We start from the raw sequence: 16,429 nt of genomic DNA on the forward strand, positions 1-16,429 counted from the left end.
AACCATTCAATACATGACCCGATTTTAGGGTTGATTAAAACCAGAGGTTGATTGCGTTCCGGCGAAATATCAATGACTAACACAGCCTCTTTTCTTCCCACTTGAGGAGCTGCCAACCCAATACCATTATCCGTGTCATACATTGTTTCCAGCATGTCATCAATCAGAGTTTGAACATCCTCTACATCAGTGACATCAACGCATTTCTGCTTCAATCTTTCATCAGGAATTGTGAGTATATCTAAAACAGCCATAACCATTCTCCTTTGTTCACGAAGCGGCTAAGACACCACGTCTGATTCAGAAAAAGTAGTATCTTTTCCCATCCAAATGGATAGAAAAATACTTTACCACTAAAAGGCAAGCACGCCATACCCAATGGATTTAAAGATAGAAGATACAGGCAATTTTAATCAAAATCGGTAAATTATCGTGATAAAAAATGCCAACTGAGAAACCCGGCCGGCATACGACTTTTTATTTACTTATATTGTAACATTATATTTTTCTATAGATTTGCTGTTTCCAATGCTTGTGATAAATCAGCAATCAAATCATCTACATTTTCAATACCCACTGAGATACGGATTAATTGTGGTGTGATACCTGCTGCTAGACGTTTTTCCAGCGGAATTGAAGCATGGGTCATCGTAAATGGCTGACCAATCAAACTTTCTACGCCTCCCAAACTTTCTGCCAATATAAATAATTTCAGAGCCTTAATCACCCTATTCGTATAGCCATCATCACCTTTCAGCACAATAGAAATCATGCCACCAAACCCTTTCATCTGCCGTTTAGCTAATTCATACTGAGGATGAGCGGTAAGACCGGGATAAAAAACTTTTTCTACTTGTGGTTGTTGCTCTAACCAATGAGCAATCTTCTCTGCATTGCTAATATGTCGCTCCATACGCAGTGCCAATGTCCGTATTCCACGCAGAACAAGAAAACTACTGAAAGGATCAAGAATTCCGCCAATCGAATTTTGCAAAAAAGCAACCTGCTCTGCCAGTTCAGGATTATTACCTACCACTGCAAGCCCTGCAACAACATCCGAATGGCCGTTCAGGTACTTAGTCGCAGAGTGAACAACAATATCAAACCCTAAATCAAGCGGACGTTGAATATAAGGCGAAGCGAATGTATTGTCCGCAACACTGATAATCTTATGGTGTTGAGCTATCCGGGCAATCGCCGCTAAATCAGCCAGTTTGAGTAGTGGATTTGTGGGTGTTTCAACCCAAATCATTTGGGTATCTGGTTGAATGGCCGCTTCCAATGCCTCAATATCTCCCGCTTCAACATAAGTGACGCGCAAACCAGCCGTTCGGCGACGTACTTTTTCCAGCAGACGATAGGTTCCGCCATACAGATCATCCACGGCAACAATATGACTGTCTTTATCCAGCAATTCCAGAATAGTCGAACTGGCCGCCAGACCAGAGCCAAAAGCATAACCCCGGCTACCATTTTCCAGCTCAGCAATTGCACGCTCCAAAGCATCACGTGTAGGATTACCACTGCGGGAATACTCATACCCTGTATGCTGACCCGGTGCTGGTTGTGCATAAGTGGATGTAGCATAAATTGCAGGCATTACAGCACCAGTATGGTCAGGGATATAACCAGCATGAACGCTTTTAGTATCAAATTTAGTCATTAAATTATTCCTGAAAGAGATTAATTGAGTTGTTGACGCCATGCGTTCAGCACATCCGTTCGAGTAACAAGGCCGATGAAGTGATTACTATCATCAACAATCAGCGCTACATGGCCTGCATCAAAAGTCGCAACCAGTTGCTCTAATGGCGCTTTTTTATGAAGAGTATTAACCTGGCTGGTCATTGCCTGACTGACAGACAAAGAGAAATTACGGGAATTAGCCTGAATAGCATGCATTAAATCCCACTCATCTATGATGCCGACAACTTGCTCATTATCGAGCACAGGGAGTTGCGAAATGTCATACAACCGCATTCGCCCATGAGCAATTTGTAAGGTATCCTGTGGAGAAACAAAAACTGTCGCACCATCGCGGTAACGATACGTTACATAATCGCTTAAATCGTTCTCTTTCTGTTGTGAACGCAATCCCTGCTCCAATAACCAATAGTCATTGAACATTTTGGACAAATATTTATTGCCACTGTCACAAGCTAAAGTCACCACCCGTTTGGGTGTTTTTTGCGCACGACAATAGCGTAAAGCAGCCGCCAATAATGTCCCTGAAGAAGAGCCAGCCAGAATACCTTCCTGTAACAGCAGCGCTCTTGCGCAAGAAAATGCTTCTGCATCCATGATCCGGTAAGCATGACGAATTTGGGAGAAATCCCCAAGCGGAGGGATAAAATCTTCCCCAATACCTTCAACAAACCAACTTCCTGCTTCATCGTAGTGACCGTATTCAACGTAATCAGCCAGAATAGAACCTTTGGGATCAGCAAGAACAAATTCAGTATTAGGAGAAACTTCTTTGAAGTATTGGCTTAAACCGCCCAGTGTTCCACCAGAGCCGACTCCCACAACCACCGCATCCACGTCATGTTCCATTTGCTGCCATATTTCAGGGCCAGTCGTTGTCGTATGAGCCAACGAATTCGAAAAGTTATTGAACTGATCGATATAATAGGCTCCGCTGATTTCCTTTGACAAACGTAAAGCATAATCCTGATAGTATTCCGGGTGTCCTTTACACACATCGGAACGTGTTAAACGAACATCCGTTCCTAATGCTCTCAGGTGATATATTTTCTCCCTGCTCATCTTATCCGGCACAACCAGGATCAGCTTATAACCTTTCATAGCAGCAACCAACGCCAACCCAATACCCGTATTACCCGCGGTAGCTTCAATGATAGTGCCGCCAGGCTTTAGCAAACCCTGCTTTTCCGCCTGCTCAATCATTGAGAGTGCAACTCTGTCTTTAATAGAACCACCTGGATTTTGGTTTTCTAACTTAATAAATAACTGACATGGGCCAGTGTCCAGATGGGTCAGTTCCAGTAATGGTGTATTTCCAATCAGTTCCAGAACCGAACGTGGTGCTGACATATTAGCCCCTTAATATTCAGTAATATTTAAAAATAATACTTACAGATTAATGAAGGATAACGCTGCATAGCGGCAGATTTAAAAGAACAAATCAAAACTATATATAACAAAATGTAATTAATTACTGGCTAAAAACATAACGCAATTAAATTCCCAGAAATTCTGTCAGAATGATATACGCTTAAATTATCCCTTTTATATTTTTTATGCTGCAAGATATTCGAATTGCAGTATGTCAGAGATATGCATGATACACACAGTCAGCAATGATAAAGAGGAAATAGATTATGTATAACATAACATTATCCAGAGAAGCCCAATTGGCATCGTTAATACTGTACGCAGCAGATATGAACATACAATATTACAATAATCCAACTCCTCCTCCTGATCCGCGTATAGAAGAAGATGGCTGGAAACTTGTCGGTTATATTAGTGGTAATGATCTGTCTTTCTCTGTAGATCCAAAAACTAATAAGCAATTTTTAATTATGCTGCCTGTTAGTGTCTGTTATGGATATATCGCAGAGAATAAAAAAACGCCAAAAGAGTATGTTATTGTTATTCGAGGGACAGATATTTCAAACCTATTTGAAGCTCTACATGATCTTGTCCCTGTTTTCACCTCACCATGGGCAGATACTCCGGAACAAAAAGTCAGTATGGGTTTCTATAGTATTTATAACTCATTGAAACTTAACATTGTTGATCCTGAGTATAAAGGTGATCTCCAATATCTCAGATTCTGCAACGCAATCGCACAATTCATAGGAATCAACACGCCATATACCATACTTGGTCATAGCCTTGGCGCTACCATTGCTGCTTATCTTATGAGAGATATTCCGTTACTTGGTGATAAACATAAAGCCTGTTTATTCGCCAGCCCAAAACCGGGAAATCATGAATTTGTTACCTATATCGACAACCATTTCTCCAATTATGAAGTCTTCAACTACGAAAAAGATCTGGTTCCCCATCTTCCCCTGCGTATTCCACTCATACTGGAATATGAATCCCTGTCAAAAGTGACCTTACTCAAACCACCAGATGGCCTGAACATAGCCGACAGTTTGGGGTGCAATCATTATTTAGTCAGTTACATTGCAATATTGGATCCAAATCAATTCAAACGCCTGATCTTAGCCTCTAAAACCCCAGATTCAGAAAAGCATAAAATAGTATCATCTTGCATTTCATTAACACAATCATCTAATGAAACAACAATAGGCAACTGATTGATATGAAAATTTAATAAACAGGAGAAGAAAAATGAGATGGCGTGGTTACACATACAGAACAATACTGATATTACTGGCAAGTTGTCTGTTCAGCCCGATCTTACGGACACAAGGGGAAGCTCATTTGTTATTCCACATGGGATTGGGAGCCAATGGAAAATTCTTTGTGGGAGGAACACTGCAAAATAAAGGAGATCAACCTGTAGCAGGTGGTTACCTGGCGATTTTGCCTCTTAATATTCAATGTGAACCACAATCCTTGATCATGTACTCATTTGATTCCCTGGCCCCTGAGCAAAAAAAGGAATTTCGCATTCCTGTAGATATCCCGCTCAGTAGTTATCATTTAATGGGTTTTGTGGCTTATGATGACATGGGTTTTTCTCTTCCCACTGTGGATGAAACAGCCAAAATCATCAAAGATCGTGAACCCAATGAACGTAAGGCATGCCAGTTGGCACGAGAAACCAACGTTACTCATAAATGAAGAAAATGCAGAAGACATTCCGCACTAATCAAATCTTTAAAATTATGGGAGGAATATAACATGTTATATCCTATTGCGATTGAAATTGGTGTTGCGAACCACGCTTACAGCGTGGTTATGCCTTCTGTACTTGATGCTAATTCGATGTGTTATCCGGCTTTATAACCATTGGGATTCTGTGACTGCCAACACCACGCATCATGGGTCATTTCTACAATGGTACGGCTTGCTTTCCAGCCCAGTTCACGTTCAGCTTTCTCCGGGCTTGACCAACATTCAGCAATATCTCCCGGACGACGTGGGCAAATTTCATAAGGAACAGACTTTCCACATGCCTGACCGAATGCTTCTACCATTTCCAGTACACTCGTTCCTTTGCCAGTTCCCAAGTTATAGATATGCAAACCTGATTTCCTGCCAACTGCATTCAGTGCCGCTATATGTCCATCAGCTAAGTCAATGACATGGATATAATCACGGACGCCTGTTCCATCCGGTGTAGGATAGTCATTACCATAAACAGATAACTTTTCCCGACGCCCTACCGCCACTTGGGCGATATACGGCATTAAATTGTTAGGAGTGCCTTGCGGATCTTCGCCCATCGTACCAGAAGGGTGTGCCCCGACTGGGTTAAAATAGCGTAGTAATACCACAGACCAGTCATTTTCCGCATGATGGAAATCAGACAGACAACGTTCCACCATATATTTACTTGTACCATAAGGATTTGTGGTATTACCCACCGCAGATTGCTCTGTGATAGGCACAATCGCAGGATCGCCATACACAGTTGCCGATGAACTGAAGATGATACTTTTCACACCTGCTTTGTGCATGCTACGCACCAATACCAGTGTTCCATTAACATTATTATCATAATATTCAAGCGGTTTTGCGACTGATTCTCCAACTGCCTTCAAGCCAGCAAAGTGGATAACTGAGTCAATTGAGTGACGGGAGAAAACAGAATCCAGGAATGCTTCATCACGAATATCACCTTCGTAAAACAGCGGCTTGATACCCGTCAGTGCTTCAATACGATTCAAAACTTCACTATTAGAATTACACAGATTATCGACAATAATCGGCGTCATTCCCGCTTCAATCATCTGGACACAGGTATGGCTGCCAATGTACCCCATTCCACCTGTCACTAATATTTCCACATTTACCTCTTTTTCAATTGGACTGAGTAAAATACCCATATAATCAATAGGATAATATCACTTTTCAGTTTCTTATCGAGATATACGATAAAAAGGTACAGTATAAAAAGAGTTAACAAATTAGTGAACTAAAAACCAAGTATGGCAAAATCAGCCGAAGACAATTTACCAATATTTCCAACAAACAATTCCCGCGAAAAATAATGAAAGAAATAACTTTTATCCCTGTACAAATGACCACCATCAATGAACCTTTTTTCACGGACATACAACGAGGCCAATTATCTGATCACCCTGAAATTCAAGTTATGCTGACTTATTTCGCTCCCAACTTCTATCAGGATAATTTATTTGATAAATATGGCATTACTTATCCCACACGGTTGCACAACGCTGTTACCAAACGGCGGGCAGAATATCTGGCCGCTCGTTACTGCACCCGACAGCTATTGAAGGCCATGGGACATCCTGAGTTTCAGGTGGAAACAGCAAAAGATCGTTCCCCTATCTGGCCTGAAAAAATTTACGGTTCCATCTCTCATTCAACCAATTGCGCTATCGTTTTTGCTGCTTCCAGCGATAAATATCAACTAATAGGCATTGATATCGAAAAGGAAATTAAACAGGACACCATTGACAGTGTTTCAGCCAGTATCATCAATGAAGCTGAGGCTGAATTACTTTCAAAATGCTCACTTTCTTTTATTCAGGCTTTTACTCTCGTTTTTTCCATTAAAGAGAGTCTTTTTAAAGCGCTCTATCCCCATGTAAAGCGATTTTTCGATTTCCATGCAGCAGAGATTATGGAAATTGACGGTATCCATCGCACTATAACCATTAAATTACGACAAACATTATCTGATAAGTATCAAGCTGGTTGCCAGTTCCATGGAAATTTCGTTCTGATGCCACAACAACAGATATTGACCTATATTGTGGGATAAAAATAGGGGATGAAAAACTCGGAAGATTTGACGGAGCAGCTTACAAGACTGCAATTTACAAGATGAGATGACAAAAATACATGCCAGTTCATAATCTACTGGCATGTTACGTCAATATGATTTGGCGCCAGTATTACTTAATTCTTCCGGTTGCCCGCGCATAAGAGAACAATCCACCAGCAGCAACAATATTGGCCAGTTCTCCCACAGGGTCAGTCGGATATTGTCCACCACTTTTCAACAAAGTCACCGTCTGGTTTTCAATATCAATCTCAACACTGTCTCCCGTAACTAATTTGTCACACAGACGCTCTTGTGCCGCAACAGGTAATAATTCTCCCGGTATCCTTTGGTAGCCAATGTATTGTCCCTGTCCTGAACAATTTTGTCGCCGGGAATATCCATGTCAGTGTTGATCTGGAACTGACAGACAGAATGATTAACATGCAAGATGATCACTGCGATATAGCTGTTGTAATAGGGCGTGAAACACCAAATCATCCCCTTGTTATGCCTCTGATTGATATCACTTGGGGGCTTTACGCCGCTCCAGACTATATCAACCAGTTTCCGGCCATCAAGAAACCGGAAGATCTTCCCCGCTATGATTACCTGCTCTTCCGTGGCCCCGCACATACTATTTCTCTGCCGTTTAGAAAAGAAAGGCATAAATTTGATATTGAAGTACGCAGCCGATTCCGCATCAATAACAGTGTAGCATTGATGAGTTCTGCGCTGGCTGGTGCCGGTATTGCCTATCTGCCGGATTACATCACCCATGAATCCGTCACAGCCGGAAAGTTAATACGACTTCTTCCCGAATGGAATATGGATATCTATCAATCCTGGATATTGTTTAAATCAGAAGAAACACTCTCTTCACGTGTACGGTTTTTTGCCAACGCTTTACAGCATAAGCTGAGACAAGATCTGGAAAATGACAGATAAAAATAAGCCAAGAAAATTTTTACGAGTGCAGCACAGTATCCATGATGCTGTACCCGTAACGAATATCACCCTGTCAGTCCAACAATGATCAGTAACAGTTATCTATCAATAATAGTTACCGTGACGGTAATCCCAAGTCGTGAAAATATCAGACATCATTACCATAATTTTGTTGACATCCAAACCCTTACGGATCAATACCGGACACGGTGTAATATCACGCTGACCATTTTGTACCGGAACTAATTTGCCGTTTTCATCCACCATTGAAATCATCACACCCTGTTCATAACGGGTTTGTTCAGTTTCATTTGGCTGGATAGATTTAACATAATCATTAGCGGCAATAATCAAATCTGCGCGCTCTTCAATACGTTCACCGATACATTCAACCAATCCCCGATTACCTTTACCTGATGGATTAGCTGAACTGGCAAAAGAGAATTTACCGTATTCTTCCCACAATTCTTTCGCCAGAATTTCGCCGGGTTTACCGAATTTAATCACGAAGCAGCTTGTACCACGATTATCCATCATCAATTCTTTGGAACCATCATCGGGAATGCGTCCTACAGCCTCTTCTTTCCATGGCAAAATACAACCCAATAATACATCTGCATCCCAATGTTTTTGATAAAGTTCTTCAATTTCCGGGTTAAGCTGAGCCAGCTCTTTAAGTTGTTCCAGAGATCCACATAATACCACTCCCGGTTTATTGCGATTACGCTGCTTGGCTTCGAACTTACGTTCCAGCCCTTTCGCATCGGAAGTCATAATGATGTAGCCCACTTTAGTTGGACAAACGATCATTCCACCATCATTAGAAAGGATCTCTACCGCTTCCTGCTGTATCCCTTGGTTCCATTGAATTTTTTTACCGCTCATATATTGATACCCTTTAACTTAAAACTGAAGAACGATTAATCCGTTAACGCTGGTAGTAACCGGTAATAGTGGCTGTTGCCAGAGTATTGGCCTGGATCATAAAACGCGCGACCGCGTTTGTTGTTTCTGAATCAATACCCAGTTTCTCTACCGACAAGGCGTGCACCGTGAAAATATAGCGATGCGCTTTATCTCCCTCAGGAGGACAAGGACCGCCAAAGCCAAACACACCATAATCATTTTTGCTTTGGATCACACCGGCTGGCTGCTTATCGCCATCACTCCGTCCCGAATCTGCGGGCAAAGTTTGTATTTCCAGCGAAATATCAAAAACAACCCAATGCCAGAAACCGCTGCCTGTTGGCGCATCAGGATCATAGACCGTAATAGCAAAACTTTTTGTTCCGGCTGGAACATTTGTCCAGGCAAGCTCAGGTGAACGATTACCACCATTGGCACCAAATTCGTTAAATTCATGCTCTTTACGCAAGAAGTCATTATTCTTAAATTCAGTTGAAGTGATTATCATGCTTCTCTCCTCATAGAAATGCCTTTTAAAACATCCTAACGCAGTTTTTCTATGCTGCAAGATTAAGCGGTGGTTTTACCTGATTGTTTCAATTTGGGAACAATAAGTGAGTTTTGGGGGAATTTTTTATTTATATGATTGCGGTAAGGATAGAGTAGAGAAAGAATCTATGGTCATCTCATTTTTGCAACACTGATTTTGAGTTATGATGGGGTTACTTAAAATTATCCGGCATGTATTAGCTCAAACTCCATCTGATAGTTACCCGTTTTTATGGTATCTGTCATATATTGACGTTCAGTAATATTCAACTTTTTCAGTGATTCAGTGTGTGGCTAATTTTGGTTTACGGTCATATATTCGGCGTCTGGCAATCATTCAAATTTGCTGCGCCATGATGAAGTCCGAACCTTGCCTCCTCATCAGATCAACGGATTAGATATCCTAGACAGTTTCAGGTTATTGCAAGGCCGGATAACCGTTTAGCTCATCAACTGCAGTCAACTTTATTGAAAATGAAACAGGTGTCTTCAGGCAAAAGCTTTGCTCATTTGGAATACCTCTTTACTTACCATAACTGACCAACATATTCTGGCGCATTTATTGGCGTAAGCGACGCAGGCTTTATTAAATCCACGTCGGCTAACCAAAGAGCAGCCAATCACCGAGCGTATCATGTTGTAACGCTCCGCGCTGTATGGCGGCTCTGGCTCTATGGATTAAAATACTGCACAGATACCGATTACTATTTTTAGTGATTTTGCCTAATTGATTTGATTAGAGACAGCAACGCGTTTTTGAACTAATGATTGCCGGACATTATGGAGAACGCAAAGGTCTTGTTGAGACAGTTTTTTACCGGAACAAAATGCATACCAGATCGATTTGCAGCTTCACAGATTACCAGTACATCATTGGCATCATTTTTATGGTTTTTAACGAAGGTTTTCACATGCTGAGGAGGAATAAGGCAAACCTAAAAACCAAGATGTTCAACTATTCGTCCCCAATAGTGGGTGGTACTACAGGCCTCCATAGCAACCAAAGTCCCAGGTTCCATTTGTCTGACAGCATCCAGTAGCCGACTTAGAGTAATCTTTTTGTTAAAGAAATGCTATTACCATCAAGCAAACAGAGCTGAAAAACAGATTTAACCAAATTAATGCCGAGAATTTTATTAGACATGATGGACGCTGCCGTAAGATGAATATGTTTATTTCATTTTGGTACAATTGACGCTATGTGGGACGTCCATCTCATCAGATTAGATTTGGGTTAAATTCTTTTCAGCCCAAATCCGTTTTCCATCCAGTAAAGTTTCCATTGGCGTTCGACCACAACAGATTTTGCCCTGATAGCTCCTGTAGAGCTTCTTGCGGAAGGCTATCTGATAGAACTCCTGAAAGATCATTTTATGAAAACGTTCACAAATACCATTGGCTTGGGGTGACATCGCTTTCCTTTTAGTGTGGTCTATATCACTTATCACAAGGTAGAGCTTACAGTCATGCTTATCCACTTTACCACAGTATTCCGTTCCTCGGTCAGTTAATATACGCAAAACAGACAAATGATGTTCTTCATAATTAACGGTAATACCTTATCGTTAAGTAAATCTGCCGTGGTAATCGGGGTTTTGGTCGTATAAAGCTTACAGTGAGCTACCTCTTAATACGTTTGCTGATAAATCCGCCCGACGCCTTTGAGATTCCCTACATAAAAAGTATCTAGGGCCCCCAGATATAGAAAAATCATATTAATGTGGCATAATATCTGGATTCAAATGACAAAGGATAAAGTTAAGATGGGTTACAGTTTGGATTTTCGACAGAAAGTACTGGCATACAAAGACAAGCATTCGTTGACTTTCGAACAAACGAGTGCCCATTTTGATATTTCTATGCGGACCTTATTTCGCTGGTGTCATAAAATAGAGCCTTGTACGACCCGTGATAAACCGCCCACGAAGATCAGTGATGAGATACTTATCGCGGATGTTCAACATTTCCCTGATGACTATCAATGGGAAAGAGCAAAACGCTTAGGTGTCTCACAGTCCGCTATTCATTACGCGTTGAAACGACTTAAGATAACCTTCAAAAAAAAACACTTCACCGTCCCAAAGCTGATCTTTTGGTTCGTCAGGCATTTATTGAGCGTATCAATGGCTACGAGTAGGCGGGCAAACCGATTGTTTATCTCGATGAAAGTGGTTTTGCCCAGTCAATGCCCCGCCTGTACGGGTATTCAAAGGAAGGGTTACGGTGTTTCGGAACACACGATTGGCACGCGAAAGGCCATCTTAATGTCATTGGCGCGATCATAAAAAATACCTTTCTCACCTTAAGGTTGTTTAGCGGAAACATCAATGCCGATGTTTTTCATGCCTGGGTCACCCAAGATTTGCGGCCAAAACTCCCAAACAGCGCAGTCATCGTCATGGATAATGCCCCTTTCCATAAACGACATGACACGATACAAGCGATAGCAGACAGCGGATGCCAACTGGAGTGGCTTCCGCCTTACAGTCCAGATTTGAATCCCATCGAACCCAAATGGGCCGAAGCAAAAGCAATAAGAAGAGGAAAAAGGTGTTCAGTTGATGAGTTATTTATGGCGCATGTAGGGGACGTCATATTTCTCCTCCTCAAACTCTTTCAGCCGTTTTTTAAGGTTTATTTAGTCAGTTGGTGAACCGAACCATCCAGTTGGTAAAACAGATTCCTGAATATCACTCCAGCCCTCAGCACCGGTAATCACCGCACGAAGTGTGGCAAACAGAATGTCAAATAGAGGGCCATCAACTTTAGCTGTCTGACGTGAATTCGATATTTAAAAAATGTTCGGTAAGGTTCTCAAGAGAAAGAGAGTAAGAACACAGCTATTCGCCCAAATCAATGAATTTATTTCTGATTAGAAAATATTCGCACTCTTGCCCTACGTTATATTACCTCCAATCAACATAATAAGTTAGACAACTCATAACTATTTTTAACTATTTTCATTCATAAGATTATAAATATACAGACAAGGATCACATAACATTTTTAAAAAACTAGACAATTGAATGTCCAATATTAGATAAGAATAAAAGATTAATAATAATTATTATCATTTATGGCGAGCTAAAACTATGAATGTGATTTCAAAAAAATCAACTAAAAAAATCATTGAAAAACAACCTATTGATTGTAAGTCCAATCTTGTGACACAAAAATTGCATTCTGATTCAGAGTGCCAGAATATGGGTTGGTATAATATTTACCTCCCAAAACAACAGGGACAAAGTAACTTTCGTTGCTTTAATATTGGTAAAGAAATTTACTTTACCAAAAGTTATTATTATGGAAAAGAACCTCTGTTTTCTAAGAGCAGCTACCCTTATGATACCACACTTATAATCTTTGGACTGAAAGGAAAAAGTCATCTAGGTTTCTCAGAAACACAACTAAACCATACGATTAGTGCAGGAGATATCTGGTTATTTAATCTTCATCACCATCAGGTATTATACCGCTTTAGCACTTCGAATCTCCGACATGAAATGGCTGTTCTCAAATTTCCTACAGAACGTTTAAAACGCTCCTTTTCAGCTAATGATGAACAACTTCTATCAATATTTAATTTGTATGTATCCCATGTGGCAGTACAACAGGATAATGACAAGTGGATTGCCCCCCTGATCGAGAATCCGCTCAGAACCCCCTTTGATCGGATCAAAGCAGAGGGAAAGACATTAGAACTCATTTCACACTGGTTACTTCCATTAGGACAATCTATTTCCATCACCTCAAAAAATCATTTAGGCTCATGTTGCTATCAAAGCAATGCGGTAGAAAAAGCACGAGAGATCCTGATTACTGAACTGACTGATCCTCCAACCTTATGTGATTTGGCAAAACAAGTGGGAATGAGTCATACTCGACTCAATCAAAACTTCAAAAAAAACTACGGAAAAACGGTTTTTAGCTGGCTAAGAGAATATAGACTACAGCTTGCAAAGGTTTATCTTCAAGATAAACAACATAGTATTACTTTTATAGCACATTTATGTGGTTTCAGCAGCACCAGTCACTTCATACAAACATTTCGTCAACATGAAGGTTGTACTCCTATCCTCTATCGAACCAATTATCTCAGTAAGGAAATGTATCATGTCGATTAAATTACCGACCCATTATTTTTCATTATTTCCTCTGATGATAATGCTTTTTGGAAACGCTATAGCACACAGTCTATTTATGATTGGTTTCCCAATTATAGGGCGCACTATGGGAATCAGTGAGTTGTTAACAGGAATATTACTTTCTGTTTCTGCTCTTAGTATGATGATTTTTGCTCCCTTTTGGGGCCGCTATACAGATAAACATGGGCAAAAAGCACCTGTAATCATCGGAATTGTTAGTACTGCGTTATTTCTGATATTAACTGCTGGATTGATCAAATTTCAAACATCTATTGAGATCACTATTCCAACACTTTTTTGCTTATTCTTTCTGTTAAGACTCATTCAGTCTGTTGGTGTCGCAGGACTTATGCCCAGTGCGCAAGCGTATGTTGCAGACCAAACTTCATACCACGAGCGTCTTTCGGGAATGGGGGTTATTGGCGCAACATTCGGCTTTGGCAGCATTATCGGTGGCTACCTTGCAATGAGTTCCGGCATAACACAATTTTCATCAGTGTTGTTTATTTTGGGTATAATTATGTTCATCATCAGCTTGGGACACCGTTTTCTGAAAACAAATCCATTATCCCATGTACCGCAAAATACAACTCTCCCTTTTTCTTCATGTCCGCAGCCACTCAACCCGATTTTGCCCTTTGCTTTGATAACATTCTGCGTCTTATTGGTTTATGGCATGCTCCAGCAAACCACGGGTCTCAGATTACAGGATCAACTTGGATTTTCTACTCAAGAGGCTTTAAAAGGAAGTGGGGAACTATTGACTTCATCCATGATCAGTATGGCAGCAGGACAAATTATATTCACTAATTTCACCACTAAGCACACAGGCCGACTCATGATCATTGGATTTATCTTCGGTTTGTTAAGTCTAATATATCTTGCGGTAAGCTGCACCTATATTTGTATGCTGATTGCGATGATTTGTCTGGGAGGCGCCATGAGTTTGATTATTCCTACCAACCTTACGTTGCTGAGTCAGACTGTCGGTGAAAAACATCAGGCTTATGCAGCCTCAATTAATTTGATCGGCAAGGGACTCGGATGGGCTGCCGGACCTGTTATGGGAGCTGTACTTTATCAATATACGCCGACCTTACCTGTCTGGTTCTCGATGATATTCTTCCTTGTAGCACTAAGTATTGTGGTTTATCAGCGGGCTGGTTTTACAATAACCTAATCAACCCGAATTCTGTTTAAGCCATCATTGGAAAATCGTCTTCCGAATAGAAAACTTTCAGTGATGGCTTCTTTCATTTAAGGCAATAGCAATCAAACCGCCTAAAATCGTCAACATAAACCCTTTTAAACTTCGGTGGCGCGAATGCTCTATCTGAGAAATTAATTTTAATTGTCCATTAATCGTCTCAATGATAAAACGCCTTGATAACATTATTTTATCCCACTCAGCTTGCAGGCGTGCTTTCATGTTTCGCCGCTTTTGGGTGATGAACGTAACACCCGTTTCGCCTAGATCGTCTTCGAACTCTTGACTGAGATAACCTTTATCTCCGTAAAGGGACCCCGTTAATTCTGTGGTTAATTCGCGAACAGGTTCCCGAGCATCCACATTACCGGCAGTCATTTTCAGCGCCAAAATTTCCCCCTGATGATTGACAACCAAGTGTAATTTGAAACCGTAAAACCTTATATGGACGCCCCCGGTTGTGCAAGCATTGAGTCGATACGGTTTGCTACCATATATCCGGCGTCATAAAGGACTTATTTGCCCGCGCCATGATGTCATCCGCACCCTGTTTCCTTATCATCCATCATCGGTATATGACTACCTAGGTTTTACTCAGGTTATTGCAGGGCCGATAGCCGTTTTTTCATCAGTGTTTGCAAACTCGGTTAAAGCATCTGTTTCGATTTACTTAATTCAATTAATGGATAGCAAAAGCTTTTTTCATATTAAAATCAACCTCATCTGTCAGAATACGCCAGATAATTCGGGTCAGCTTGTTAGCTAAAGCAACCACAGCTTTCATGACGCCACATCGGGTAATCAACGTTCTTAGCCACTCGCCTAAAGGGTCATCCCGTTTTTGCACGCCCTGCATCATCGCGCGGGCACCATGAATGATTAACGTTCGAAGATGACGGTTGCCCTGTTTGCTCAGGGAAGAGAGGCGGCTTTTCCCGTCTGAACTGTGTTGCCGGGGGACCAAACCACACCAGGCTGATAGTTGCCGGCCATTAGCAAATTGGGATGCGTTGACGTCACTCACGAAAGCCGCCGCAATAAGGGGACCGACACCGGGAATAGTCAGCAAGTGCCCATACCCTGGTTGCTGACGGGACAGTGCCGTAATTTCGTTATCCATTTCATGAATGCTGACGTTTAAATCCCGCCGATCTTCCCACAGCGTATGCAATAAACGGCGCAACACACAAGACAGGGTGTTATCGCCTTCCTCTAGAATATCAGGCAGGTGCTGTTGGAGTTTCTGAATACCCACCGGCACAATTATTCCCTGTTCAGCGAGAAAGGCCCTGATTTGATTAGCCAGGGCGGTACGCTGTTCCACCATGAGCTGCCGGGCACTGCGCAATGCTTTGATATCTTGCTGTTCTACGGTTTTGATGGGAACAAAATGGAGACCGGGTCGACAGGCCGTTTCACAGATAGCCAGCGCATCATTCGTATCGTTTTTTTGATGATGGCTGAAAGCTTTTACATGCTGGGTGGGAATAATCCGGACATGACAGCCCATAGACTGCAACGTCCGGCCCCAATAATGAGAAGTCGCACAGGCTTCCATAGCGATGAGCGTTTCAGGTGGAAAAGTCCGTATGGTATCAAGAAATTTTTGTCGGGGAATTTTTCGATTCGAAGCAACAGACCCGTCTTCCATCCAGACACAAACTTGAAAAACGTTTTTAGCGAGGTCAATCCCCACCACTTTGATCATATTCATGAGATGTTCTCCTAAAATTCAGTGTATCGGAAAAAAATGACACTCTTTACCGCTGAAAAAGGGGA

Annotated in this window: 14 protein-coding genes and 6 pseudogenes; 9 read left to right on the forward strand and 11 right to left on the reverse strand. The window is 41.4% G+C overall.

The genetic code is table 11. From position 1 onward, the window contains the following. The 3 genes from ABLA85_RS15500 to ABLA85_RS15510 form a co-directional block, all read right to left on the reverse strand. Positions 1–254 (reverse strand): peptide deformylase (locus ABLA85_RS15500; RefSeq protein ID WP_367965288.1); only part of this gene is annotated, 254 nt, incomplete at its 3' end. 254 nt (positions 255–508) lie between these two features. Next, positions 509–1,663, reverse strand: coding sequence for a PLP-dependent aspartate aminotransferase family protein (locus ABLA85_RS15505; protein ID WP_367965289.1), 1,155 nt, complete (start codon positions 1,661–1,663; stop codon positions 509–511). A 20-nt stretch (positions 1,664–1,683) separates the two neighbouring features. After that, positions 1,684–3,054, reverse strand: coding sequence for a pyridoxal-phosphate dependent enzyme (locus ABLA85_RS15510; protein ID WP_367965290.1), 1,371 nt, complete (start codon positions 3,052–3,054; stop codon positions 1,684–1,686). 287 nt (positions 3,055–3,341) lie between these two features. Between ABLA85_RS15510 and ABLA85_RS15515 the strand changes: the two genes are divergently transcribed. From ABLA85_RS15515 to ABLA85_RS15525, 3 genes are read left to right on the forward strand one after another with little or no spacing between them, the layout of a single operon-like run. Then, positions 3,342–4,292: a lipase family protein gene (locus ABLA85_RS15515; protein ID WP_367965291.1), complete on the forward strand. Its 951-nt coding sequence runs from the start codon at positions 3,342–3,344 to the stop codon at positions 4,290–4,292. Positions 4,293–4,326: 34 nt separating this feature from the next. After that, a complete protein-coding gene (locus ABLA85_RS15520; protein WP_367965292.1) occupies positions 4,327–4,782 on the forward strand; it encodes a membrane-associated Zn-dependent protease 1 in 456 nt (151 codons plus the stop codon). A 60-nt stretch (positions 4,783–4,842) separates the two neighbouring features. Further along, a complete protein-coding gene (locus tag ABLA85_RS15525; protein ID WP_222941796.1) occupies positions 4,843–4,947 on the forward strand; it encodes a type II toxin-antitoxin system HicB family antitoxin in 105 nt (34 codons plus the stop codon). On the opposite strand, the gene galE is transcribed toward ABLA85_RS15525, so the two are convergent. Continuing rightward, positions 4,932–5,951 (reverse strand): UDP-glucose 4-epimerase GalE, encoded by a 1,020-nt coding sequence (gene galE, locus ABLA85_RS15530; RefSeq protein WP_367965293.1) that lies wholly within the window; start codon positions 5,949–5,951, stop codon positions 4,932–4,934. The genes ABLA85_RS15525 and galE overlap by 16 nt on opposite strands. Positions 5,952–6,154: 203 nt before the next feature. On the opposite strand from galE, the gene ABLA85_RS15535 reads away from it, so the two are divergent. Beyond that, entirely contained in the window at positions 6,155–6,895 is a 741-nt protein-coding gene (locus ABLA85_RS15535; protein ID WP_367965294.1) for a 4'-phosphopantetheinyl transferase, read from the forward strand. A gap of 330 nt (positions 6,896–7,225) precedes the next feature. After that, positions 7,226–7,843 (forward strand): annotated as a pseudogene (locus tag ABLA85_RS15540) (substrate binding domain-containing protein); the annotation flags it as partial. A 105-nt stretch (positions 7,844–7,948) separates the two neighbouring features. On the opposite strand, the gene ABLA85_RS15545 reads toward ABLA85_RS15540, so the two are convergent. The 4 genes and pseudogenes from ABLA85_RS15545 to ABLA85_RS15560 all read right to left on the reverse strand — a co-directional run. Then, positions 7,949–8,728 (reverse strand): L-threonylcarbamoyladenylate synthase, encoded by a 780-nt coding sequence (locus ABLA85_RS15545; protein WP_367965295.1) that lies wholly within the window; start codon positions 8,726–8,728, stop codon positions 7,949–7,951. Positions 8,729–8,771: 43 nt separating this feature from the next. Continuing rightward, positions 8,772–9,257 carry a YbhB/YbcL family Raf kinase inhibitor-like protein gene (locus ABLA85_RS15550; RefSeq protein ID WP_367965296.1) on the reverse strand — a complete coding sequence of 162 codons (486 nt, stop codon included), beginning with the start codon at positions 9,255–9,257 and terminating at the stop codon, positions 8,772–8,774. A 530-nt stretch (positions 9,258–9,787) separates the two neighbouring features. Further along, positions 9,788–10,442: pseudogene (locus tag ABLA85_RS15555) on the reverse strand (transposase). Between the two features lie 79 nt (positions 10,443–10,521). Further along, positions 10,522–11,000: pseudogene (locus ABLA85_RS15560) on the reverse strand (IS481 family transposase); the annotation flags it as partial. A 61-nt stretch (positions 11,001–11,061) separates the two neighbouring features. On the opposite strand from ABLA85_RS15560, the pseudogene ABLA85_RS15565 reads away from it, so the two are divergent. Continuing rightward, a pseudogene (locus ABLA85_RS15565) lies at positions 11,062–11,361 on the forward strand (IS630 transposase-related protein); the annotation flags it as partial. 122 nt (positions 11,362–11,483) lie between these two features. Next, positions 11,484–11,951 carry a transposase gene (locus ABLA85_RS15570; protein WP_367965297.1) on the forward strand — a complete coding sequence of 156 codons (468 nt, stop codon included), beginning with the start codon at positions 11,484–11,486 and terminating at the stop codon, positions 11,949–11,951. 21 nt (positions 11,952–11,972) lie between these two features. Here the strand turns inward: ABLA85_RS15570 and ABLA85_RS15575 are convergent. Beyond that, positions 11,973–12,138 (reverse strand): annotated as a pseudogene (locus tag ABLA85_RS15575) (ISAs1 family transposase); the annotation flags it as partial. Positions 12,139–12,390: 252 nt separating this feature from the next. On the opposite strand from ABLA85_RS15575, the gene ABLA85_RS15580 reads away from it, so the two are divergent. Both ABLA85_RS15580 and ABLA85_RS15585 read left to right on the forward strand, forming a co-directional pair. Then, positions 12,391–13,422 carry a helix-turn-helix transcriptional regulator gene (locus ABLA85_RS15580; protein ID WP_367965298.1) on the forward strand — a complete coding sequence of 344 codons (1,032 nt, stop codon included), beginning with the start codon at positions 12,391–12,393 and terminating at the stop codon, positions 13,420–13,422. After that, positions 13,412–14,623 carry an MFS transporter gene (locus ABLA85_RS15585; protein ID WP_367965299.1) on the forward strand — a complete coding sequence of 404 codons (1,212 nt, stop codon included), beginning with the start codon at positions 13,412–13,414 and terminating at the stop codon, positions 14,621–14,623. The genes ABLA85_RS15580 and ABLA85_RS15585 overlap by 11 nt, the downstream gene beginning before the upstream one ends. 73 nt (positions 14,624–14,696) lie before the next feature. On the opposite strand, the pseudogene ABLA85_RS15590 reads toward ABLA85_RS15585, so the two are convergent. Beyond that, positions 14,697–15,088: pseudogene (locus tag ABLA85_RS15590) on the reverse strand (IS982 family transposase); the annotation flags it as partial. A gap of 241 nt (positions 15,089–15,329) precedes the next feature. Beyond that, on the reverse strand, positions 15,330–16,358 hold the full coding sequence (locus tag ABLA85_RS15595; protein ID WP_367965336.1) for an IS110 family transposase: 1,029 nt from the start codon (positions 16,356–16,358) through the stop codon (positions 15,330–15,332). Positions 16,359–16,429 lie beyond the last annotated feature (71 nt).

This window comes from Xenorhabdus sp. SGI246 (genome assembly GCF_040838225.1).
Taxonomy (GTDB): domain Bacteria; phylum Pseudomonadota; class Gammaproteobacteria; order Enterobacterales; family Enterobacteriaceae; genus Xenorhabdus; species Xenorhabdus indica.

Excerpts from the sequence above, each read along its gene's own strand:
- ABLA85_RS15505 (WP_367965289.1), bottom strand. The coding sequence starts at position 1,663 with ATGACTAAATTTGATACTAAAAGCGTTCATGCTGGTTATATCCCTGAC.
- ABLA85_RS15510 (WP_367965290.1), bottom strand. The coding sequence starts at position 3,054 with ATGTCAGCACCACGTTCGGTTCTGGAACTGATTGGAAATACACCATTA.
- ABLA85_RS15515 (WP_367965291.1), top strand. The coding sequence starts at position 3,342 with ATGTATAACATAACATTATCCAGAGAAGCCCAATTGGCATCGTTAATA.
- ABLA85_RS15520 (WP_367965292.1), top strand. The coding sequence starts at position 4,327 with ATGAGATGGCGTGGTTACACATACAGAACAATACTGATATTACTGGCA.
- ABLA85_RS15525 (WP_222941796.1), top strand. The coding sequence starts at position 4,843 with ATGTTATATCCTATTGCGATTGAAATTGGTGTTGCGAACCACGCTTAC.
- ABLA85_RS15535 (WP_367965294.1), top strand. The coding sequence starts at position 6,155 with ATGAAAGAAATAACTTTTATCCCTGTACAAATGACCACCATCAATGAA.
- ABLA85_RS15545 (WP_367965295.1), bottom strand. The coding sequence starts at position 8,728 with ATGAGCGGTAAAAAAATTCAATGGAACCAAGGGATACAGCAGGAAGCG.
- ABLA85_RS15550 (WP_367965296.1), bottom strand. The coding sequence starts at position 9,257 with ATGATAATCACTTCAACTGAATTTAAGAATAATGACTTCTTGCGTAAA.
- ABLA85_RS15570 (WP_367965297.1), top strand. The coding sequence starts at position 11,484 with ATGCCCCGCCTGTACGGGTATTCAAAGGAAGGGTTACGGTGTTTCGGA.
- ABLA85_RS15580 (WP_367965298.1), top strand. The coding sequence starts at position 12,391 with ATGAATGTGATTTCAAAAAAATCAACTAAAAAAATCATTGAAAAACAA.
- ABLA85_RS15585 (WP_367965299.1), top strand. The coding sequence starts at position 13,412 with ATGTCGATTAAATTACCGACCCATTATTTTTCATTATTTCCTCTGATG.
- ABLA85_RS15595 (WP_367965336.1), bottom strand. The coding sequence starts at position 16,358 with ATGATCAAAGTGGTGGGGATTGACCTCGCTAAAAACGTTTTTCAAGTT.